Annotated in this window: 18 protein-coding genes; 9 read left to right on the top strand and 9 right to left on the bottom strand. The window is 66.3% G+C overall.

The genetic code is table 11. The features are described 5' to 3' along the window. Positions 1-14 precede the first annotated feature (14 nt). Entirely contained in the window at positions 15-773 is a 759-nt protein-coding gene (locus tag FXB40_RS00680; protein WP_148770158.1) for an outer membrane protein, read from the bottom strand. 434 nt (positions 774-1,207) lie between these two features. On the opposite strand from FXB40_RS00680, the gene FXB40_RS00690 reads away from it, so the two are divergent. The 3 genes from FXB40_RS00690 (at position 1,208) to FXB40_RS00700 (ending at position 6,524) form a co-directional block, all read left to right on the top strand. Continuing rightward, positions 1,208-4,651 carry a tetratricopeptide repeat protein gene (locus FXB40_RS00690; RefSeq protein WP_187436575.1) on the top strand — a complete coding sequence of 1,148 codons (3,444 nt, stop codon included), beginning with the start codon at positions 1,208-1,210 and terminating at the stop codon, positions 4,649-4,651. Positions 4,652-4,839: 188 nt separating this feature from the next. Continuing rightward, entirely contained in the window at positions 4,840-5,757 is a 918-nt protein-coding gene (locus tag FXB40_RS00695; RefSeq protein WP_148770164.1) for a sulfite exporter TauE/SafE family protein, read from the top strand. Next, the gene (locus FXB40_RS00700) at positions 5,754-6,524 is read left to right on the top strand and encodes a TIGR02186 family protein (protein WP_148770166.1); all 771 of its coding nucleotides are present in this window, start codon (positions 5,754-5,756) and stop codon (positions 6,522-6,524) included. Before FXB40_RS00695 ends, FXB40_RS00700 begins: the two co-directional genes overlap by 4 nt. A 100-nt stretch (positions 6,525-6,624) precedes the next feature. On the opposite strand, the gene FXB40_RS00705 is transcribed toward FXB40_RS00700, so the two are convergent. Beyond that, positions 6,625-7,398, bottom strand: a complete 774-nt coding sequence (locus FXB40_RS00705) for an MBL fold metallo-hydrolase (protein WP_148770168.1) — start codon at positions 7,396-7,398, stop codon at positions 6,625-6,627. A 14-nt stretch (positions 7,399-7,412) separates the two neighbouring features. Beyond that, positions 7,413-8,321: a DMT family transporter gene (locus tag FXB40_RS00710; RefSeq protein WP_148770170.1), complete on the bottom strand. Its 909-nt coding sequence runs from the start codon at positions 8,319-8,321 to the stop codon at positions 7,413-7,415. A 99-nt stretch (positions 8,322-8,420) separates the two neighbouring features. Between FXB40_RS00710 and FXB40_RS00715 the strand changes: the two genes are divergently transcribed. Beyond that, positions 8,421-9,281 carry a LysR family transcriptional regulator gene (locus FXB40_RS00715; protein WP_187436576.1) on the top strand — a complete coding sequence of 287 codons (861 nt, stop codon included), beginning with the start codon at positions 8,421-8,423 and terminating at the stop codon, positions 9,279-9,281. A gap of 138 nt (positions 9,282-9,419) precedes the next feature. Here the strand turns inward: FXB40_RS00715 and pdeM are convergent, their stop codons facing one another. From pdeM to FXB40_RS00735, 4 genes are all read right to left on the bottom strand, one after another. Then, positions 9,420-10,091 carry a ligase-associated DNA damage response endonuclease PdeM gene (gene pdeM, locus FXB40_RS00720; protein WP_187436577.1) on the bottom strand — a complete coding sequence of 224 codons (672 nt, stop codon included), beginning with the start codon at positions 10,089-10,091 and terminating at the stop codon, positions 9,420-9,422. 53 nt (positions 10,092-10,144) lie between these two features. Continuing rightward, positions 10,145-12,709: a ligase-associated DNA damage response DEXH box helicase gene (locus tag FXB40_RS00725; protein ID WP_148770176.1), complete on the bottom strand. Its 2,565-nt coding sequence runs from the start codon at positions 12,707-12,709 to the stop codon at positions 10,145-10,147. Positions 12,710-12,759: 50 nt separating this feature from the next. Further along, positions 12,760-13,989: an ABC transporter substrate-binding protein gene (locus FXB40_RS00730; RefSeq protein ID WP_148770178.1), complete on the bottom strand. Its 1,230-nt coding sequence runs from the start codon at positions 13,987-13,989 to the stop codon at positions 12,760-12,762. Positions 13,990-14,107: 118 nt separating this feature from the next. Then, on the bottom strand, positions 14,108-15,034 hold the full coding sequence (locus FXB40_RS00735; RefSeq protein WP_148770180.1) for a class I SAM-dependent DNA methyltransferase: 927 nt from the start codon (positions 15,032-15,034) through the stop codon (positions 14,108-14,110). A gap of 64 nt (positions 15,035-15,098) precedes the next feature. On the opposite strand from FXB40_RS00735, the gene FXB40_RS00740 reads away from it, so the two are divergent. The 4 genes from FXB40_RS00740 to FXB40_RS00755 all read left to right on the top strand — a co-directional run bounded on the left by FXB40_RS00740 (position 15,099) and on the right by FXB40_RS00755 (position 19,806). Then, the gene (locus tag FXB40_RS00740; RefSeq protein WP_148770182.1) at positions 15,099-16,136 is read left to right on the top strand and encodes a ligase-associated DNA damage response exonuclease; all 1,038 of its coding nucleotides are present in this window, start codon (positions 15,099-15,101) and stop codon (positions 16,134-16,136) included. Further along, positions 16,133-17,794: an ATP-dependent DNA ligase gene (locus tag FXB40_RS00745; RefSeq protein ID WP_148770184.1), complete on the top strand. Its 1,662-nt coding sequence runs from the start codon at positions 16,133-16,135 to the stop codon at positions 17,792-17,794. The genes FXB40_RS00740 and FXB40_RS00745 overlap by 4 nt, the downstream gene beginning before the upstream one ends. A 296-nt stretch (positions 17,795-18,090) precedes the next feature. Further along, a complete protein-coding gene (locus tag FXB40_RS00750; RefSeq protein WP_148770186.1) occupies positions 18,091-18,393 on the top strand; it encodes a DUF6460 domain-containing protein in 303 nt (100 codons plus the stop codon). An 87-nt stretch (positions 18,394-18,480) separates the two neighbouring features. After that, complete coding sequence (locus tag FXB40_RS00755) at positions 18,481-19,806, top strand: MATE family efflux transporter (RefSeq protein WP_148770189.1); 1,326 nt, start codon at positions 18,481-18,483, stop codon at positions 19,804-19,806. Positions 19,807-19,908: 102 nt separating this feature from the next. On the opposite strand, the gene FXB40_RS00760 is transcribed toward FXB40_RS00755, so the two are convergent. Together FXB40_RS00760 and FXB40_RS00765 are read right to left on the bottom strand one after the other, a co-directional pair. After that, positions 19,909-21,006, bottom strand: a complete 1,098-nt coding sequence (locus tag FXB40_RS00760) for a quinone-dependent dihydroorotate dehydrogenase (protein WP_148770191.1) — start codon at positions 21,004-21,006, stop codon at positions 19,909-19,911. Further along, a complete protein-coding gene (locus FXB40_RS00765) occupies positions 21,003-21,347 on the bottom strand; it encodes a DUF952 domain-containing protein (protein ID WP_148770193.1) in 345 nt (114 codons plus the stop codon). Before FXB40_RS00765 ends, FXB40_RS00760 begins: the two co-directional genes overlap by 4 nt. Positions 21,348-21,629: 282 nt before the next feature. Between FXB40_RS00765 and FXB40_RS00770 the strand changes: the two genes are divergently transcribed. Then, complete coding sequence (locus FXB40_RS00770) at positions 21,630-22,283, top strand: S24 family peptidase (RefSeq protein WP_148770195.1); 654 nt, start codon at positions 21,630-21,632, stop codon at positions 22,281-22,283. Positions 22,284-22,335 lie beyond the last annotated feature (52 nt).

Here is a 22,335-nt window from a genome sequence, read left to right on the forward strand (position 1 = left end):
TTAGGCGACCCGCTTTAGTCTTTTGTGACGACGGGGCTGTCCCAGTTGAAGCGCACATTCACGCCGGCGCGGACGATATCGTCAGTCAGCCTGACATCGCGCGTGATCACGGTGAATGCGCCAATCGGGACGGCCGGATCGACATATCGCTTGCTGCCGAAATCGGCGTGAATGTATTCGAGCTTGAAGCTCACCGCGCCCCAGCTATCGGTCCACGCCGCCCATTCGCCGCCGAGTCCGGCCGCGAGGCCGGCGCGGGTCTTGGAGTCCGTGACCTGCCCCGCCGGATTGGAGACGGTGACATCGGTGCCGGCAAAGGCGATGCCGGCGGTCCCGTAGATCAGAAACCGATCGAGCGCGTAGCCGACGCGGCCGCGGAACATGTCGATCCACTTTTCTCGCGTGCGGCTCGTCGCCGCGCCGTTGAAGGGCGGCATATCAGGCACGGAGCCGCGCTGGTTGGTCCATGACGCGTCGTTCTCGAAGCCGAGCACAGTCTTCTCGATCTGGAAATCGCAGCCGAAAGCTCCGCCCGCGACGCCGCCGGTGAGGTTGAAGGTGCCTGTTATGGTCGGACCGACGGCATCGCCGGCGCGCGCGACGTGCTCGCTCTTGCCCCAGGAGCCGCCGCCCTGGACGCCGACATAGCAACTGGTCCAGTTGAAGCCCGCAGGCACAGGCGCCTTGACCACGGGCTTTGCCGCCGGGGCATCAGCGGCAAAGGCGGGCGACGCCAGTCCGGCCGCGAGCGCGGCCACGAGCAACCATTTCATGTCAGCAACAATCGGCTCAGGCAGAACGCCGAACGCGACGCTCGCTATCCCTGAGACGGGTCGATCGGGCTTGCGGCGAAATTTTTGTCGGTAGATGCGCCGATGGTGCGCTCCCTCTCCCGCTTGCGGGAGAGGGTTGGGGAGAGGGTGTATCCACAATCAAGAGCCCCCAAGAGGAGAGAACCCTCACCCGGCGCTATGCGCCGACCTCTCCCGCAAGGGGGAGAGGTGCACCGAGTCCGCGGCAACAAGGTTCCCGCCGCCCAACTTTAAGACACCGGCGACGCATTCCTTAACCCGTTATTTACCGTAACAGGAAAAAGTCGGTTTTCGAGGCAGACGACCTGCGCCAAATCCGATTGTCTTAACAACCGGCGCGCGTGGGGAGACTGGAGGCGCCGGGTGGGGCGCCGGAGTCGGAACCGGACAGAGTCATGAATTCGCGCGTATCGTGGAGTGTGGACGGTATCGATCCATCCGTCAGGGAGCGGGCCGAAGCTGCTGCGCGTCGCGCCGGCATGTCACTCAACGATTGGCTGAACTCCACGCTCGGCGAGACTGCCCCGTCGAACTTTCGCGGGCCTTACGACCCACGTCAGGATCAGCGTCCCGATCCGCGTGCTCAGCAGATGCCAATCCAGGCACCGAGTCAGGAGAGCCGCGAAGTCGCCGACATCCATCAGCGGCTCGACGCGATCACCCAGCAGATCGAACGAATTTCAAAGCCCGCCGCGCCGCGCCAGGAAGTTTCGCGCGAGCAGGGGGTCGCCCGCCAGCTCAACGACGCGATCTCGCGGCTCGATGCGCGGCTGTCGCAAATCTCGCGGCCCCCTCAGCCTCAAGCGCAGCAGCCCCAGCCGCCGCGACCGGCGCCGGTCGAGACGCGCCAGCGCCAGGCCGATGCGGTCGAGCGCGCCGCCGCGCAGGTCTATCGCAGCTCACCTCCCCTGAGCCCCGCGTCGTTCGACGTCGCGGTTGCCGAGATCACCGCACGGCAGAGCGAGCTCGACGGCTTTGCGCCGCGTCAGCTGCCGCCGCGCGCCGCGCCGTCGATCGCGCCCTCGGCCGCTCCCTATGCTCCACCGATGGCGCCGCCTGCGCCTGCCTATGCTCCGCCGCCACCGCAGCCGGGGCCGGATTTCTCGTCGCTCGAACGCCATCTGCTCAAGATCACGAGCCAGATCGAGTCGCTGCAGCGTCCCGACAATACCGAGCAGGCAATCAACGGCTTCCGCGCCGAGCTCGCCGAGATCCGCAATGCCATCACCGAGGCGATGCCGCGCCGCGCGATCGAATCGATCGAGAACGAGATCCGCTCGCTGCACCGTCGCATCGACGAAACCCGTTCCAACGGCACCGACGGCCAGGTGCTCTCAGGCATCGAGCGCGCGCTCGCCGACATCAAGCAGGTGCTGCGCACGCTGACGCCGGCCGAGCAGCTCACCGGCTATGACGAGGCGATCCGCAATCTCGGCGCCAAGCTTGATCTGATCCTGCGCGCCAATGACGACCCCTCGACCGTGCGCCAGCTCGAAGGCGCGATTTCGGCATTGCGCAGCATCGTCTCGAACGTCGCCTCCAACGAAGCGCTGGCACGGCTCTCCGAGGACGTGCAGCTGCTGTCGTCCAAGGTCGACCAGGTCAATCGCTCCTCGGACCGCGGCGACAGCTTTGCCGTGCTGGAGCAGCGCATCGCCGCCCTCACCGCTGCGCTGGAAACGCGCGAGCGGCCGCAACCGGCCGAGAGCACCGAACATCTGGAAGCCGCAATCCGCGCGCTGTCCGACCGTTTCGACCGCATGTCGGTCGGCAACGATTCGGCCTCGACCTTCGCGCATCTCGAGCAGAGGGTCTCCTATCTGCTGGAGCGGATCGAGAGCAATTCCGATCCGCGCGGCGGCAATTTGAGCCGTGTCGAGGACGGGCTGCACGACATCCTGCGGCACCTCGAGCGGCAGCAGGCGACCTATTCCGCGCTCGCAGAGAGCCGAAGCTCGGCGCCGGCTCCCGATTCCGGAATGGTCGACCTCGTCAAGCGCGAGCTGTCCGACATCCGCTACAGCCATGCCGAAACCAACCGCAGCACACAGGATTCGCTGGAGGCCGTGCACAACACGCTCGGCCATGTCGTCGATCGTCTCTCGATGATCGAGGGCGATCTGCGCGCAGTGCGTACCGCGCCGCCGGCCCCCGCGCCGATGCCGATGGCTGCGCCCTTGCAGATGACGGCACCGGCTGAGCCGGCGCCGATGGCGCGCGAGCAGCAACAGCCCCAGCAGCCGAAATACGATCCGAAGCCCGAGCTGCAGAATCCCGCCGCCGCGCAACATCCACACTCCACCTTCGTCGCCGCGCCGCGTGAATTCCATGCTGCCGCGCCCGCCGCACCCCCGCCGGTGCCGATGGCGCCGGTTCCGCCGCGCGCGATCAGCGAGATCCTCGAGCCCCACACGGCGCCCGCCCGCGCCGCGATCGCGCCCGAACTGCCGCCGGATCATCCGCTCGAGCCCGGCACGCGTCCGAACGGCCGCCCCGCCACGCCGTCCGAACGCATTGCCGCGTCCGAGAGCGCGATCAGCGAAATCCCCGCTGCTCCGAAGGAGCCGGTGTCGTCGTCGAGCTTCATCGCGGCCGCGCGCCGCGCCGCGCAAGCTGCCGCCGCGCAGCCGCCGGAGAAGCCCGCCCGCGGCGTCAAGGCCGCGATCGCGGCCCGCGTCAAGGACAAGGGCCAAGGGCAGGGTCAGGCACAGCAAGGCGCCTCGACCATCACCTCGAAGATCCGCTCGCTGCTGGTCGGCGCGAGCGTGGTCGTGATCGTGCTCGGCACCTTCAAGATGGCGATGAACCTGCTCGAAGGCGGCAGCACGCAGCCGCCACCGCAGGCGATGGAGAATTCCAGCGAGCCCGCGCCACAGGCCCCGCCGCCGGTCGAGATCAAGCCCGCCGCGCCCGAGCAGGTCACGCCGTCGATGACCTCGCCGACGCCGATCGGCAAGCAGTCCCAAAACAATGCCGCGCCGGCTGCAACGAACCCCAGTGGAACGGCCTCGGTCGAAATTCCGCCCGCTCCCGCCGTGGCGCCACCCGCGCCCTCCAGCGACGTCACCGGCGCACTGTCGGGCCCGGGCCGCGCGCGGATCGGCGTCGTCCAGGTGCCGCCGAGCGAGAAGCTGCCTGACGGCATCGGCGGCCCGAACCTGCGCGCCGCCGCGATGAAGGGCGATGCGACCGCGGCCTACGAGATCGGCGTGCGCTTTGCCGAGGGCAAGGGCGTGGCCGCGAACTACGACGAAGCGGCGAAGTGGTACGATCGCGCGGCACAGGCCGGCGTGGTGCCCGCAACCTTCCGCCTCGGCACGCTCTACGAAAAGGGCCTGGGCGTGAAGAAGGACGCCGACATCGCCCGCCACTACTACACGCAGGCCGCCGAGCGCGGCAACGCCAAGGCGATGCACAATCTCGCGGTGCTCGACGCCGACGGCGGCGGACGCGGCGCCAACTACAAGAGCGCAGCGCAGTGGTTCCGAAAAGCGGCCGACCGCGGCGTCGCCGACAGTCAGTTCAACCTCGGCATCCTCTATGCCCGCGGCATCGGCGTCGAACAGAACCTCGCCGAGTCCTACAAATGGTTCACCCTCGCGGCCGCACAGGGCGACGCGGACGCGGCGACCAAGCGCGACGACGTCGCCAAGCGCCTCGATCCGCAATCGCTCGCCGCTGCCAAGCTCGCGATCCAGACTTTCAGCGCCGAGCCGCAGCCCGACGACGCCGTCAACGTCCAGGCGCCCGCCGGCGGCTGGGATGGTGGCTCGCAGGCGAGCACGAAGCCGGCGCCGAAGCCGGTGGCGACGAAGAAGTCGGCGTCGGCCGCGCATTGAGAGCAATGAGATCGAATTCGGTGCGTTCCGACCTCTCCCTCCGGGAGAGGTGATCCGAGCCCCCGCTCATTCACCACGCGCAAATTTCCCGGTCCCGGCCCGCGCCGAATTCCGCTAATGAAGGGCGCGGCATGCCCTTCCTGCGAGCGCTCCGCGAAATCGATCCGTCTCGCCGGAGCGTGGGTCCGATGCAGCTCTACCTTCCGATCGCCGATCTTCCGGTCAACGTGTTCCTGGTGCTGGCGATGGGCGCGGCCGTCGGCTTTGTCTCCGGCATGTTCGGGATCGGCGGCGGCTTCCTGATGACGCCGCTGCTGATCTTCATCGGCATCACGCCGGCGGTCGCGGTTGCCTCCGTCGCGAGCCATATCGCGGCCTCGTCGTTTTCCGGGGCGCTGACCTATTGGCGGCGGCGCGCGATCGATCCGGCGCTCGCCAGCGTATTGTTGTGCGGCGGCGTGACCGGAACGGCGCTGGGTGTGTGGACCTTCACGCAGCTCCGCGCGCTCGGCCAGCTCGATCTGATGATCGCGCTTTCTTACGTGGTGCTGCTCACCACGGTCGGCAGCCTGATGTTCTCCGAAGGCCTGCGCGCATTGATGCGGACCCGGCGCGGCGCCGTGCCGCCACGGCGGACGCACAACTGGATTCACGGCTTGCCGCTGAAAATGCGGTTCAAGCGCTCCAAGATCTATCTCTCGGTGATCCCCGTGGTGATCATCGGCATCGTGATCGGCTTCATCGGCGCGGTCATGGGCATCGGCGGCGGCTTCATCCTGGTGCCGATCATGATCTATATCCTGAGGGTGCCGACCTCGACGGTGGTCGGGACCTCGATGGTGCTGACGCTCGTCACCATGCTGTTCGCGACCATGCTGCACGCGGTGACCAATCACCTCGTCGACGCCGTGCTGGCGCTGATCCTGATGGTCGGCGGCGTCACCGGAGCACAATTCGGCGCCCGCGCCGGCCAGAAGATCCGCGGCGAGCAGCTGCGGCTGTTGCTGGGCCTTTTGATTCTTTCGGTCGGCGTCCGCTTCGCGGTCGAGCTGGTGATCCGGCCCGAAGACCTCTTCACCATCCGTGAGCTGGGGGTGAGCGGATGATGCGCGCGCTCGCTGCGGCTCTCTTCTTTCTGCTGCTCGGCGGGTCCGCGCGGGCCGAGCGGCTGATCGTGTCGGTCTCCAACCATCGCGTCACGGTGACACCAAACTATTCCGGCGAGGAGCTGGTGCTGTTCGGGTCGGTGGAGAAGGACGCCGCCACGCCCGCCGACCGCACGGCCTACGACCTCGTGGTCACCGTGATGGGCCCGCGCGCCGACATGGTGACGCGGCGCAAGGAGCGCACCTTCGGCATCTGGATCAACACCGACTACCGGCAGTTTCTGCAGGTGCCGAGCTATCTGGCGCTGTTCGCCAATCGCCCGTTCGACCGCATCACCTCGCCCGAGATCGCGCGGCGGCAGCAGATCGGGCTGAACAATGTGTTGCTGACCCAGCGCGTCGGCGGCGACTACGCCGACGTGGTGCCGAACGATGCGTTCCGCTCCGCGTTCATCCGCCTGCGCACCCAGCGCGGGCTCTATCGCGAGGATGCGAGCGCGGTGACGTTCCTGACGCCGACGCTGTTCCGCACCGGCATCCCGCTGCCGGCCGAGGTCCCGATCGGCACCTATGAGGTCGAAATCAAGCTGTTCGCGAATGGCGCCTTCATCGGCAAGACCGAGACCGCGTTCGAGATCGTCAAGGTCGGGTTCGAGCAGTTCGTGGCCAACACCGCGCGGCAGAACGGGCTGGTCTATGGCCTCGTCACGGCGGCGATGGCGCTGATGACGGGATGGATGGCGTCGATTGTGTTCAGGAAGGATTGACCACACCCTCCGTCATTGCGAGCGCAGCGAAGCAATCCAGAATCCCTCCACGGCGGCAGACTGGATTGCTTCGCTTCGCTCGCAATGACGGCTGCAGCAGCTACGGCGCCTCAACCACCGTCGGCACGCCGGGCTCCAGCAACCGCAACCGTGTCCCGAACCCGAGTACGTCAAACGTCTTGCGCAAATCCTCGCTGTTCTGGCGGAAATGCGCCCAGCCTTCGGTATGCAGCGGCACGATCATCGCGTCGGGGAAGGCGCGCGCGGTCTCGATGGTGTCGTTGGTGTCCATGGTGAGATGGAACGGTCCGCGCGTTTGCGCGGCACCCGCGAACGGCAGCACCACGCCGCATTTGAAGCGGCGCGCAACCTCGGCGACGCCGTCGAACCAGGTGGTGTCGCCGCTGATATAGACCGCGCCTGTATCCTTCCGGCTCGATTGCACCACGAAGCCGATGACGTCGCCCGACAGCGGCTCGATGCCGGCCGGGCCGTGGCGCGCCGGCGTCGCGGTGATGGTCAGCGTGTTGCCGTCGTCGTCCTTCAGATGCGCGGTCGCCCAGGGCGCCAGGCCCTCGACATGGCCGCCGAGACGTTTTGCGCCCGCCTCCGTCGTCAGCGCGCGCGGCGCTTTGAGCAGATAGTCGCGGCCGGAATTGTCGAGATTGTCCGAATGCTGGTCGTGGCTGAGCAGCACCGCATCGATGGGGCCGATCGCATCGGCCTTCACCGCGGGACCGATGGTCTTCTCCAGCTTCACATGCGGCAACTGATAGGCGCCGGGTGCGTCGAAGGTGGGATCGGTGAGCAGGCGAAAGCCGTCGATCTCGATCAGCGCGGTGGGCCCGCCGATCAGGGTGATGGAAACAGGCATGAGGGGAACTCCTCTTACACGACGGGCTTTGCGGGGCGCGTCACCAGGTAAATGCCGAGCGCCACCGGAATGATCCCCAGCAGGTCACGCGCTTCGACGTGTTCGCCGAGCACGAGATACGCGAACAGCATGCCGAGCGGCGGCATCAGGAAATGATAGGCGCTGGCAGCGGTCGCGCCACACACTTTCAGGAGATGAAACCAGAGCCAGTAGGCCAGGATCGAGCCGCCGAGCACGAGGAAGGCGAAGGCGCCGATCAGGCCTGGGGTGACATCGATCGCGTGAACGTCCGCAAAGGTCAGCGCGACCGGCGTCAGCACGATGCCGGCCGCGAGATTTTGCACGCCATTGCCGATCCACAGGGACCCCTTGGGCGCGAGCAGCTTGAACAGGATGGTGCCGACGACGATGGAAGCGAGCGAGGCCAGCGTAAAGAGGATGCCGTGCAGGTTGTCGGTGCCGACCGAGAGGCGGTGCCAGACGATCAGGGTGACGCCGATGGTGCCGAGCAGCAGGCCGCTCGCCTTGCGCCAGGTCATGCCCTCGCCGAGCAAAAGTGCGGCGAGCGCGGCCGTGAACACCGGGTTGGCCGAGACGATCAGGCCGCCGAGGCCGGCGGAGACCGATTGCAGGCCGGTGTAGCCGAGCCCGAGATAGAGCGCGTTGTTGGCGATGCCGAGCACGGCAAAAATCAACGCATCGCGCCATGACAACGACCAGTCGCCGCGGATCACCGTGGCACCGAGGATCAAAATGCCGGCGAGCGAGAACCGCGCGGCGAGCAGGATCAGCGGCGGACAATGGGTGACACCGATCTTGCCGGCGACGAAGGCATAGCTCCAGAGCAGACAAAACACGCCGATGGCGAGCGGCAAAATGTTGAAGCGGCTGCGGGGGACGGACATCGAGGGGGCGAGGGACATTGGGGGCATTCTCCTGAGCCCTCGATCTATTGAGCCGGCTTGCTATTTGGAAATTAAATGATTAACTCGCGATCAGTGGATTTTCGAATGGAGGCGCCCATGCTCGATCTGGAGCTTTTGCGCAGCTTCGTCTCGGTGGTCGAGGCCGGCGGCTTTACCCGCGCGAGCGAGCGCGTCCATCGCACGCAATCGACCGTCAGCCAGCAGATCAAGCGGCTGGAGGAGGATGTCGGCCAGGTGCTGCTGCACCGTGACGGCAAGGACGTGCGCCCGACTGAAGCGGGCGAACGCCTGCTCTCCTATGCACGGCGGCTACTGTCGCTCGCAGAAGAAGCGCGCGATGTGCTGCGCGACGAAGGCGAAGGCGCGATCCGGCTCGGCATCCCCGAGGATTTTGCCGCGTATCGGCTGGCAAAGCTGCTGGGCGCGTTCTCACGCTCGCATCCGAACCTGCGCCTCGATGTGCGCGCCGACCAGAGCAAGAATCTGTCCCGCGACCTCGAACGCGGCGAGCTCGACCTTGCGCTGTTCAAGCGCGAGGCCGGCGCGAAGGGCGCGATCGCGGTGTGGCCGGAGGAGGTGCACTGGGTCACCAGCAAGAATCATCCGGTCGATTTCAACGCACCGTCGGTGCCGCTGATCGGCTTTCCGCTCGGCTGCCTCTACCGCGCCGGCGCGATCCATGCGCTGGAAAGCGCCGGCCGCGCCTGGCACATGTCCTATTCGTCATCGAGCCTCGCCGGCATCCAGGCCGCGGTCGCCGCCGGCATGGGCTTGAGCATTCTGTCGGAGATGTCGATCCAGGCCGACCATCGCGTGCTGACGGCGAAGGACGGCTTTGCGCCGATCAACCGCACCGAGGTGGCGCTGATGGCCGCGCCAAACGCGAGCTCCGCGACGTTGCGGCTTGCGGATCGGCTCGCGGAATTTTGCGAGAACGTGCAGGCGAAGGCGGCGTAGTCGCTGCGATCGTTTGCCGTTGCCACACGGAAGGTATCGTAGGGTGGGCAAAGGCGCAAAGCGCCGTGCCCACCATCCCTAACCGAATGTTGCAGGTGGTGGGCACGCTACGCTTTGCCCACCCTACGAGAGCGCGGCCTAGTAACACCTTGACGCCGCGATCGCGTGGACGCGGCGGTCGCCGAGGAGATGCGCGACAAAACCGTTCATCGGAAAGATCTTTGCGAACGCCGCGTTGCGGATGCTGAGGCCGCCGGCATAGGCGCCGAAGGCGGGCATGACGGCACGCATGCCGTCGCTGGCGAAACAACGCCGCTCCATCGAACGACCGCGCGCGGAAACGCGTGCCTTGGGATGGAGATGGCCGGCGATCTCGCCATGCGCGCCGGTCGGCTCGTGGCGGAACGTGATCGGGCCGATCGCGACTTCATCGGCAACGGTGCCGCCGAGATCGCGCGGCAGCATGGGATCATGATTGCCGGAGATCCAGATCCAGTCGCGGCCGGTCTGGAGCGCTGCGACGGCGTCGCGATCATCCGCCGAGAGACGCTCATGCGCGGCGCGATCGTGAAAACTGTCGCCGAGTGCGATGACGATTTTTGGATCATGGCGGGAGATGACAGCAGCGAGCCGGCTGAGCGTGGCCAGCGTGTCGTAGGGCGGCAGCAGCACACCGCGCGTGGCGAAGCTGGAACCTTTTTCCAGGTGAAGATCGGAAACGACCAGCAGGCGCTGCTCGTCCCAGAACAGCGCGCCGGATAGATCGGCCGTAAAAGTCACATCGGAGATGGTGACCCTGGAAACGCGCATGTCCTCGACATCCTCTGAAACCAGCGCGCCAGTCGTCACGTCAAAACCTGCTCTTATCCCATCGCCTCTTTGACCAGCTCGTCGGCGGCTTCCGCCAGCAGCTCGTCACCAGCTTCGCCATAAACTGACTCGCGGCCGATTTCCAGCATCACGGGGACGGCGAGCGGAGAGACGTGGTCGAGTTCCCGGTGCGTGATGCGGCCCTGGATGCGCTCGAGCATGCCGCCGAGACGGCGCAGATCGAGCAGGCCGGTGGCGGCGTCCGCACGCGCGGCACGCAGCAGCACGTGATCGGCCTGGTGCTTGCGCAGCACGTCGTAGACGAGGTCGGTCGAGAACAGCACCTGGCGGCGGCTCTTTTCTTCGCCGGTGTGGCGGCGCGCGATCAGGCCGGAGATGATCGCGCAATTGCGGAACGTGCGCTTCATCAGCGCGGATTCCGCGAGCCAGGCCTCGAGATCGTCGCCGAGCATGTCAGGGTCGAACAGGGCGTTGAGATCGAGCTTGCCGTTCCGGATCATCAAGGACAAGTCGCCGAGCCCCCAGATCGCGACCGCATATTCATTGGCAACGAAGCCGAGCGGCCGGGCGCGGGCACGCTCCAGGCGGCGTGTCAGCAGCATGCCGAGGGTCTGGTGCGCGAGGCGTCCCTCGAAGGGGTAGCAGACGATGTAATGCTTGTTGGCGCGCGGAAAGCTTTCCACCAGCAGCTCGCGCACCGCGGGCACGCGCGAGACATCCTTTTGCAGCAACAGCCAGTCGCGCACCTGATCCGGCAAGCCCTTCCACGCGCGCCCGTCGTCGAGCAGACGGCGGACGCGCTCGGCGAGATAGGTCGAGAGCGGAAACTTGCCGCCCATATAGGACGGCACCTTGGGGTCCTTGTCATGCGCGCGCGAGACATAGACCTGGTCCTCGACCAGGGTCTCGTAGCGAACGACTTCGCCGCTGAACACGAAGGTGTCGCCGGGACTCAGGCCCTCGATGAAGGCCTCCTCGATCTCGCCGAGCAATCGGCCGCCGCGCGCGATCACGCCGGTCGCGCCGGAACCGCCGCCGCGCGAGCGCACCAGCCGCACCTTCAGCATGTCATCCTCGACGATGGTGCCGACATTCATGCGGTAGCTCTGACGCACCTTTGGATTGGCGACGCGCCAGCGGCCCTGCTTGTCCTGCTTGATGCGCGCGAAGCGCTCATAGCTCTTCAGCGCGTAGCCGCCGGAGGCGACGAAGTCGACGACGTCGTCGAAATCCTGCCGCGTGAGATCGGCGTAGGGCGCGGCGGTCCGCACCTCGTCGTAGAGATCGTCACTCAAGAAGGGCTCGCCGCAGGCGCAGCCGAGCACGTGCTGGGCCAGCACGTCGAGCGCGCCGATGCGCAAGGGCGGCGTGTCCTGCGCATTCTCGGCGATGGCGTCGATGGCGACGCGGCATTCCAGCACCTCGAAACGATTGGCCGGCACCAGCACCGCGCGCGAGGCTTCGTCGAGGCGATGGTTGGCGCGGCCGATCCGCTGCATCAGGCGCGAAGAGCCCTTGGGCGCGCCGATATTGACGACGAGATCGACGTCGCCCCAGTCGACACCGAGATCGAGCGAGGAGGTGCAGACCACGCCGCGCAATTTCCCTGCCGACATGGCGTCCTCGACCTTGCGGCGTTGCGCGACGTCGAGCGAGCCGTGATGCAAGGCGATGGCGAGGTTGTCGTCGTTCATGCTCCAGAGGTTCTGGAACAGCATCTCGGCCTGGCTGCGGGTGTTGACGAAGACCAGCGTGGTCTTGTTCGCCTTGATCAGCTGGTAGATTTCGGGAAGCGCGTGGCGCGCGCTGTGACCGGCCCAGGGCAGCCGCTCGCGCGTGTCGAGCATCTCGACCTGCGGCGGCGCCGCGCCGCCGGCGATGACGATGTCGGCGGAGTAGGCTTTGTCCTTCGGTTGCGGCACCAGGAAGCGGGCCAGCGATTCCGGCTCGGCCACCGTCGCCGACAGGCCGATCGCGCGCATTTGCGGCGCCAATCGCCATAACCGCGCCAGCCCGAGCGAGAGCAGATCGCCGCGCTTGGACGTCACCAGCGCATGCAGCTCGTCGAGCACGATACGTTTTAGGGAGGAGAACAGGAACGGCGCGTCATCGGAGGAGAGCAGCAGCGCGAGCTGCTCCGGCGTCGTCAGCAGAATGTCCGGCGGATAGCGCCGCTGCCGCTGGCGCCGTGACACCGGCGTGTCGCCGGTGCGGGTCTCGATCTTGATCGGCAGACCCATCTCGGCGACGGGCCGCTCCAGATTGCGCGCGATATCGACGGCGAGCGCTTTCAGCGGCGAGATGTAGAGCGTGTGGAGACCGGCGCTGCGTTGCACAGCGCGGCCGGTCGAGACGACGGACTTCGCGGCAGAGGTCGGTGCGGCACTCAGCTCCACCAGCGTCGGCAGAAATCCCGCCAGCGTCTTGCCGGCGCCGGTCGGTGCGATCAGCAGAGCCGAACGGTCCTCGCGCGCCTTCTCCAGCAGCGCAAGCTGATGCTCGCGCGGCGACCAGCCGCGGGCCGAAAACCACGCCTGGAAGCGGTCGGGCAGCAGCGCGGCCGGTTCGGCCGGGATTTTGAGGATGCGGGGCGGCACGGCATCACAGGTAAGCCGTGCCGGTGGGTTCGTCGAGGGGTGGGAAGCCCCTACTCCGACATCGGCTTGTCCGAGATATCCCAATCCTTGCCGCTGAAGATCGAGATGAACAGCGTCTTCATCGGCGTGTAGTCGTCGGGCGTGTAGTCGTAGGTGACGCCGTCGAGGAAATAGGGCGAGTGGAAGCCTTTCAGCGTGGAGGCCTGCTTCAGCACATTGGCGCGGGTGAGCTCGTCACCGCAACGGCGCAGGATCTCGCCCATGGTCACGGCCTGGCCGTAGCCGGCAAAGGCGATGGTGTTGTCCTGATCGATCGCCGGCGTGTACTTCTTGCGCAGCTCCTCGAACGCCATCACGTCCGGGTCCTTCTCCCATTTCGGCAGGCCGACCTCCTTGTTGTAGCGGATGGCGACGATGCCGGCGGCGTTCTCCAGGCCCGCGGCATTGAGGATGGAGCGGCCGGTCGAGCCGGCCGACAACAGCTGCAACGGCTTCCAGCCGAGCTCGGCCACTTTGCGGATCGACTGCGACGTCGCCTTGCCGGTGGTGATGTTGTAGAAAACATCCGCGCCCGATTTCGAGAGATTGATGAGCTGGGAATCGACGGTGGGATCGGTGAGATCGTAGGTCTGCTCCATGATCACCGATGCGGTGCCGCCGGCGTCGGCCAGCACTTTCTTGAAGGGCCCAAGGAAGTCGCGGCCGAAATCGTCGTTCTGGTAGAGGATACCGATCTTGGCGTTCGGCTTCACGGCGACGACGTGTCGCGCCAGGATGCGCGCCTCGGTCGGGTAGAGCGGCAGGCCCGCCATCGTCCATTTGAACTCTTTCGGGTTATTCCACTTCGATGCGCCGGTGTTGAGCAGCAGCTGCGGCACGCCCTTCGAGTTCAGGTATTTGTGCACGGCGGTCTGCGGCGCGGTGCCGAGCGAGCCGTAGAGCGCGAGCACCTCTTCCTGCTCGACGAGCCGCCGCGTCGCCTCGACGCATTTCGGCGCGCTGTAGGCGTCGTCCATGGTGAGAAACTTGATCTTGCGCCCGTTGATGCCGCCCTTCTCGTTCAGCATCTGGAAATAGGCCTCGCCGATGCGCCCGAGCACGCCATAGAGCGAGCCGGGACCGGAATGCGGCACGGTCTGTCCGATCTTGATCTCGGTGTCGCTGGCGCCCGAATCGTATTTCTTCTCCGCGGCCCAGACGAAAGGCGCGGGCAGAACGGATGCGGCAACGGTGGCGAGCGCGGCGGCGCTGACATCGCGCCGCGATGGATTTTTGGTCATTGTTGTTTCTCTCCCTGGTGCGCGCATTGTGCTGGCTTCGCCGCACGGCTCGCAAGTAGGAAGTTCGTCGCTTTGCGACGCAATGACGCCTAAATCGCAGTATGGCTAGCGCCTAGACTCAAGTTTTCTCGGCAACGACGACGAGGCCGCGCACCGGCTCGTTGTTCTCGATGCGCGGCGAGGCAGGCTCCAGCGTCAGCAGCTTGAGTCCGGCTTTCGCAATCGCGCTGCGCACAAATTCCGTGGAATGGGCATAGCGCAGGCCTTCGCCGAGAACGATCCCGCTGCCGTCATGCGTCTCCAGCGTGAAGGCGAGCACGCCGCCGGTCGCAAGCACGCGCCTGGCCTCCGTCAGCACCGGCGCAAGATCGGAGAGATAGACGAACGCATCCGCGGCGACGACGAGGTTCGCGCTCGCATCGCTCTTCGTACGCAGGCCTTCGATCATGTCGGCGACTTCGAGCTCGGCGTAGAGCTCGGTGGCGCGCGCCTCCTTGATCATGCCGGGCGAAAGATCGATGCCGATGAAATAATCGACCTGCTTTGCGAAGGCCGCCGCCGCAAGCCCGGTGCCGCAGCCGAGATCGATGGTGCGCTTGAAAAACGCAGGCTTCTTGGCCGCGACGCGCGCGGCCACCACCGCCTTGAAGATCAGGCTGGGCGCGCGATAGCCGAGATCGTTGATCAGCACGTGCTCGAAGCGCGGCGCGTATTGATCGAACAGCGCCTGCACATAGGCCTTTGGCATCTCGGACAATCGCTCGTCCCCGAGGCGTATCAGATGCAAATGGGCGCCGTGCTGGTCGCCGGGATCGGACTCGCGCGCTTTACGAAATGCTGCGATGGCCTTGTCGCGCTCGCCGAGCTGCTGACGGATTTCGCCGAGCGTGAACCAGGCCGAGGTGAAATTGGGGGCGAGCTCGATCGCCTGTTCGATGAGATCGGCGGCGGCGGGCAGATCGCCCTTGAGCTGGAGGTCGCGCGCGAACTCGAAACGGCGGTCGGCCATGAGATCGCCGGAGGTCAGAAACAGGCGGAGCGGCATTGGGAACCAGGAAGCGAAGCGGGTGGTGACTCGAAGATGCGGTGGAGCGACCTATATATCAGGCATGCGCCCGCAAGACATCCTGCTGCCAACTACTGACGGCCTGTGCTGCAAGCCCGGCGGCTTCCATATCGATCCTGTCCGCCCGGTCGACCGGGCCGTGATCACCCACGGCCATTCCGACCATGCCCGCGCCGGCCATGGCGCGGTGCTGGCGACGCAGGAAACACTGGACATGATGCGGCTGCGCTATGGCGACAATTTTGCCGGCTCGACGCAGGTCATCAGCTATGGCGAGGAAATCCGGCTCGGCGACGTCAAGGTCAAGTTTCACCCGGCCGGCCATGTACTGGGCTCGGCGCAGATCGCCGTCACCTGCAAAGACACCTGCATCGTCGCCTCCGGCGACTACAAGGACGCGCCCGACCCGACCTGCGTACCGTTCGAGCTGGTGCCCTGCGACGTCTTCATCACCGAGGCGACGTTTGGCCTGCCGGTGTTTCGCCATGGCGATGCGGCCCTTGAGGTGAAGAAGCTGCTGGCCTCCGTCGCTTTGTTTCCCGAGCGCGCCCATCTCGTCGGGGCCTATTCGCTCGGCAAGGCGCAGCGCGTGATCGCGCTGCTGCGCCTCGCCGGCTATGACGCGCCGATCTATCTGCACGGCGCGATGGAGAAGATCACGTCCTACTACCAGAGCCGCGGCATCGAACTCGGCGAGTTGCGGCCGGCGGCCGGCATGAAGAAGGCGGCGCTGGCCGGCACCATCACGCTCGCACCGCCGTCGGCGACATCTGATATCTGGGCGCGGCGCTTTCCCGACCCCGTCACCGCCTTCGCCTCGGGCTGGATGCGCGTGCGCGCCCGCGCGCGACAGGGTGGCGTCGAATTGCCGCTGGTGATCTCCGACCACGCCGATTGGGACGGCCTCACCGCGACGATCACTGCTACCGGCGCCGGCGAGATCTGGGTCACCCACGGCCAGGAAGACGCGCTGGTGCATTGGTGCAAGTCGCAAGGCCTGCGCGCACAGCCGCTCGATCTGGTCGGCTATGGCGAGGAGGAGGAGAGCGAGCCGCCGGTTCCAAACGAGGCCGAAGCATGAACCGCTTCGCCGAACTCCTGGACCGCCTCGCCTACGAGCCCGGCCGCAATAACAAACTGCGGCTGCTCACCGGTTACTTTCGCGAGATCGGCGATCCCGACCGCGGCTACGCGCTGGCCGCGCTGACTGGCGCGCTGAGTTTCAAGCACGCCAAGCCGGCGCTGATCCGCGATTTGATTGCGTCGCGCACGGATGAGGTGCTGTTCGGGTTGTCGTATGATTACGTCGGCGATCTCTCGGAAACGGTGGCGCTGATGTGGCCGAAGTCGGCGATGGCCGCCCACAACAACCCGCCGCCCCCGACCCTCACCGAGGTCGTCACCACGCTCCGCACCCTCGGCAAGACCGAGCTGCCAAAACAGCTCGAACGCTGGCTCGACGAGCTCGACGAGACCGGCCGCTGGGCGCTGCTCAAGCTCGTCACCGGCGCGTTGCGCATCGGCATCTCCGCGCGGCTGGCGAAGACCGCGGCTGCAGCGCTTGGCGACAAGGACCCGCATGAGGTCGAGCTGATCTGGCCGGGTCTCTCCCCGCCCTATCTCGACCTGTTCGCCTGGCTGGAAGGCCGCGCCGAGAAGCCGGTCAATCGCGATCCCGCGCCGTTCCGCCCAGTGATGCTGGCGCATGCGATCGAGGACAGCGATTTCCAAAACCTCGATGCCGCCGACTACGTCGCCGAGTGGAAATGGGACGGCATCCGCGTGCAGGCTGTCGCCGGCCGCGACGATCGCGGCCAAATCACAGCGCGGCTTTATTCACGCACCGGCGAGGACATCACGGGAAGCTTTCCGGACCTGGTGCCGTCGCTGAGCCTGCCCGGCGCGATCGACGGCGAGCTGCTGATCCTGCGCGAGGGCCGCGTGCAAAGCTTCAACGTCCTGCAGCAGCGGCTCAACCGCAAGGCCGTCTCGCCAAAGCTGATCAAGGAGTTTCCGATTCATTTGCGCGCCTATGATCTGCTTGGCGATGACGAGAACGACCTGCGCGAGCTGCCGTTCGCGGAGCGGCGCGAGCGGCTCGAGACCTTCATCGAGAAACTTAGCGATCCCCGCGTCGATCTCTCGCCCACCATTCCCTTCGCGAGCTGGGAGGCGCTGACCGCCGCGCGCGCCGATCCCGCGAGCGCCGGCGCGGGCGAGGATGCCGACGCCGTCGAGGGCGTGATGCTGAAGCGACGCGATGCGCCTTATCTGCCGGGACGGCCGAAGGGACAGTGGTGGAAGTGGAAGCGCGATCCGCACATCATCGACGCCGTGCTGATGTATGCCCAGCGCGGCCACGGCAAGCGCTCGTCCTATTATTCCGACTACACCTTCGGTGTCTGGACCGGGACCGAGAACGGCGAGGAGCTGGTGCCGGTCGGCAAAGCCTATTTCGGCTTCACCGACGAGGAGCTGTTGCAGATCGACCGCTTCGTCCGCCGCAACACCACCGAAAAGTTCGGCCCCGTCCGCCACGTCGTGCACGAGGGCGACAAGGGGCTGGTGCTGGAGGTGGCCTTCGAGGGGCTGCAGCGCTCGCCGCGACACAAATCCGGCGTCGCGATGCGCTTTCCCCGCATCAGCCGGCTCCGCTGGGACAAGCCGCCGCGGGAGGCCGACCGGCTGGAAACGCTGGAAAAAATGCTGAAAGCGGAAGCGGCGGAGGTCGAGGCTTGACGACTCGATGACGGCCACGACGTTAGTCGCTCCCTCTCCCGCTTGCGGGAGAGGGTCGGGGAGAGGGTGTCTCCGCATTGGGATTCCCCCTGAGGTGAGAGCCCTCACCCGCGCCTTCGGCGCGACCTCTCCCGCAAGCGGGAGAGGTTGAGCCCGCGGCACGACCGACTCCACCAAATCCATCTTACCGCCCTGTCCGAATTAAAATGCGGTAAGCTGATTGACGGCCCGATGCGGGTTCCCCATGTGCCTCGCCGTGACCTATAATCCGGGCGAATCCGCCCAAGGAGTTTGAGATGGCCCACGACGTCAGAGATTTGCCGGCCGGCCGCAGCGATGGGCTGAACCGCTTTCTCGGCGGCTCGCCGCTGGCGGTCGCGTTTCGCCTGATCATGCTCTCGATCCTGGTCGGCGTCGTGCTGGCAGCGATCGGCTTCGATCCCTGGAATATTCTCATCAGCATTCGTCTGCTGTTCCAGCGACTGTGGGATCTCGGCTTCGATGCCGTGAACTGGCTGTGGCGCTACTTCCTGCTCGGCGCTGTTATCGTGATCCCGATCTGGCTGCTGTCGCGCTTGTTCGGTTCGCCGCGGCGCTAAGGCCCACGGAAATGCGCGGCCGGCGCAAGCACGCCATGCCGGCCGCGATGGTGCATTCGGCGCAATGGTCAGATACACGCAACTGACATGCACGCGCCCGTTCATCCCAAAGTCGGCTCCCGCCAGGTCTTCGCCATCGCCGGTCCTGCGATGGTCGCGAACCTCACCACGCCGCTGATCGGCGTGGTCTCGACCACCGCGATCGGCCGGCTCGACGATGCCGCGCTGCTCGGCGGCGTCGCGATGGCCTCCGTCATCTTCGACTGCCTGTTCTGGCTGTTCGGCTTCCTGCGCATGAGCACGCTCGCCTTCACCGCGCAGGCGCTCGGCGCCGGCGAGACGCGCGAGCAGACCGTGATCCTGGTGCGCGGCTTCATCGTCGCCGGCCTGATCGGCGCCGCGCTGATCGCGCTGCAATTGCCGCTGGCCGGTGCGCTGTTCGATTTGATGGGCGGCAGCGCGGGCGTGACGCGCGCCGCAAAGACCTATTTCATGATCCGGATCTGGTCGTCGCCGTTCGCCTTCGCCAACTACGTCATCCTCGGCTGGCTGGTGGGACAGGCCCGCGCCAATCCGGCGCTCGCGCTCCAGGTCGTCATCAACCTCATCAACATGGCGGCGACGATTTTGCTGGTGCTGGTCTACGACACCGGCATCGCCGGTGCGGCGATCGCCGCGCTGCTGTCGGAGGGCATCGGTTTCTTGCTCGGCGTCATCGTCTGCCGGCGCTATGCGCATGGCGGCTTTGCCGTTCCCCGCGCGACGCTGTTCGACCGCACAAAACTGATGAGGCTGCTGGCGGTCAACTCCGACATCATGATCCGCACCGCGGCGCTGATCACCGTGTTCCTGTTCTTCACCGCCAAGGGCGCGCGCGCCGGCGACGTGACGCTGGCCGCGAACTCCGTGCTCAACAATTTCCTGCTGGTCAGCGCCTTCTTCCTCGACGGCCTCGCCAACGCCGCCCAACAGCTCTGCGGCCGCACCTTTGGCGCCCGCGACGCCAGGGGATTTGCGGATTCGACCCGGCTGGTACTGCTGTGGGGCCTCGGCTTCGCCATCGTCGTCGCGGTGCTGTTCGCGCTGTTCGGGCCGAACCTGATCAACTTCATGACCGCGAGCGAGGACGTCCGCCGCGCCGCGCGCGAATTCCTGCCGTTCATCGTGCTGGCGCCGGTCCCCGGCGTGTTCGCCTTCGGCTTCGACGGCATCTATGTCGGCGCCACCTGGGCGCGCGAGATGCGAAACCTGATGCTGGCCTCGCTCGCGATCTTCGCAGGCGTGTGGTGGGCGCTGCAATCGTACGGCAATGCCGGGCTGTGGTGCGCGCTAATCGCGTTCTACGTCGCGCGTGGCGGATTGCAGGGCGCGCGGTATCCGGCGCAGTACAGAGCAACGTTCCCGAAATCTTAGAAGAGTCGTAGCCGGGATGGAGCGAAGCGAAATCCGGGGTCTTCGTGCGAGTGGATAGAATCCCGGATTGCGCTTCGCTCCATCCGGGCTACGCAGCCTCGGCTACATCCCCGGCCAGTCTTCCGCGGTCAGCGTCGCCGCATCTGCGCCGACGATCTCCGACAGCGAATCCCGGCCCGTGCGCAACAGCGTCGAAGTCAGATCGCGCTTGATCTCGTCGACGAGGCCGAGACCCTTGTAGACCAGCGACGAATAGAGCTGAACAAGGCTCGCCCCGGCGCGAATTTTCGTCAGCGCGGCGCCGCCGGAGTCGATGCCACCGACACCGATCAGCGGGAATGCGCCCTCGACGCGGACATAGGTCTCCGCGACCATGCGCGTCGACAGGCGAAACAGCGGCCGGCCGGACAGGCCGCCCTGCTCCTTCGACCGCATCTCCTCGCGCAGCGTGCTCGGCCGCGCGATCGTCGTGTTCGACACGATCATGCCGTCGACCTTGCGTGAGCGCGCGACCTGCACGACGTCGTCGAGCTGGGCGAGGCTCAGATCAGGCGCGATCTTCAGCAGCACCGGCGTGTCGCCGGCCTTCTGCCGCACCCGCTCACGCGCTTCGATCACGCGGCCGAGGAGATCGTCGAGCAGCGCGCCCTCCTGCAGATTGCGCAGGCCCGGCGTGTTGGGCGAGGAAACGTTGACGGTGAAATAGCTCGCGACCGGCGCAAAGGTCTCGATCAGCTTGACGTAGTCGCCGACACGATCCGGCGAATCCTTGTTGGCGCCGACATTGACGCCGACGATGCCGCCGTGCTGCGCGCGGGCGGCCAGCCGGCGCAGCGCGACCTCGGCACCGTCATTGTTGAAGCCCATGCGGTTGATGACCGCTTCGTCGCGCTCGAGCCGAAACAGCCGCGGCCGCGGATTGCCGGCCTGCGGCTTCGGCGTCACCGAGCCGATCTCGACGAAGCCGAAGCCGAGCCGCAGCAGCGCATCCGGCACTTCCGCGCTCTTGTCGAAGCCCGCAGCCATGCCGATCGGGTTGGGAAAATTGAGCCCGAACGCGCGCACCGCGAGTTTTGGATCGTCGGTGCGCGGCTTCACCGGCGGCAAGAAGCGCAGGCCCTGGATCGCAAGCCGGTGCGCGTCCTCCGGATCGAGCCAGCGCAACACCGGCAGCGAGAATGCATCGAAAGCGCGGATCACGGGGCAAGCTCCGGGGTGTCGTGGCCGCCATCGGAGCGCATGTTGAGGTTCATCACCGAAAGCACCGCGCCGAGATCGAGCTCGCCATAGAGATGCGGAAACAGCTCCTCATTGCGCGAGCGTTCCCAGCGCAGTTCGCGGCCGAGCGCGGCGCCGTCGACCTCGACCAGGAACAGCGCGCGCTGGCCGAAATAGTGCTTGCGCAGGGTCTCGGGAACCTGGGCGGCGGTCGAGAAATGGATGAATCCGTCGCGCGCGTCATCCGCGCTGCCACTGTACACGCCCTGCCGTTCCGCCTCGCGCCAGGCCGAGGCCGGACAGATTTTGTAGATCTTGACCACCGCTAGCGGAGCCCTTTGAGTCTCTTGGGGTTTTTCGTCTCTTGCGGGTCTTAAAACCCGGCGCGACCGTAAAGGCCGCCTTCCCTGAACTCAAGAGTTAGAGCCTATTCCGTTCCGATTTCATCGGAACGGGGCTCTAAATTCTTGTTTCGACGCGTTTTCTTGACGCGAACCGGTACCCACTTCGCTTGAAAACGCTTTCCTCGCCACCCCTTGCGCGAAAAACGGAAAACCGGTTGATTTGAGGACAGTTTTCCTGAGTTGCGACGGGCTGGACCTTCCATGGTCAAACAGGCCAAAGCGCAGAGGATGCTGACCCACGACCAGATCTGGGCCGCGCTGGACCGGCTGGCCGCGCGCGCCGGACTGTCGTCGTCCGGCCTTGCCAAGCGGGCCGGGCTCGACCCCACCACCTTCAACAAGTCCAAACGCGTCACCTCCGACGGCCGCGAGCGCTGGCCCTCGACCGAATCGATCGCAAAGGCACTGGCGGCCGCGGAGTCGTCGATCGACATTTTCGCCAGGCTGATCGGCGACGATACCGGCGACGGCCGCGCCGTGCCGTTGCTCGGCTTCGCGCAGGCCGGTGTGAGCGGCGCGTTCGACGAATCCGGCATTCCATCCGGCAAGGGCTGGAGCGAGATCGCGCTGCCGACCGCCGAGGACAACCATGCCTTTGCGCTAGAGATTTCCGGCGATGCGTTGGCACCTGCCTATCGCGACGGCGATGTCATCCTGGTCTCGCCTGGCGCCCCGATCCGCAAGGGCGACCGCGTGGTGGTGAAGACGAAAGCGGGCGAAGTGACGCTCGCCGCGCTCAAGCGCCGTACAGCGAAGGCGATTGAATTGCAGCCGCTCGATGCGACGCAAGGAGAGCGGGCGATGGCGGCGGGTGATGTCGCGTGGATCGCGAGGATCGTGTGGGCGAGCCAGTGAGGGGCAGCGTTGCGGCCCCACATTCAGTGTCGTCCCGGCGAACGCCCTAGGG

This window comes from Bradyrhizobium rifense (assembly GCF_008123425.1).
In the GTDB taxonomy this organism is placed as follows: domain Bacteria; phylum Pseudomonadota; class Alphaproteobacteria; order Rhizobiales; family Xanthobacteraceae; genus Bradyrhizobium; species Bradyrhizobium rifense.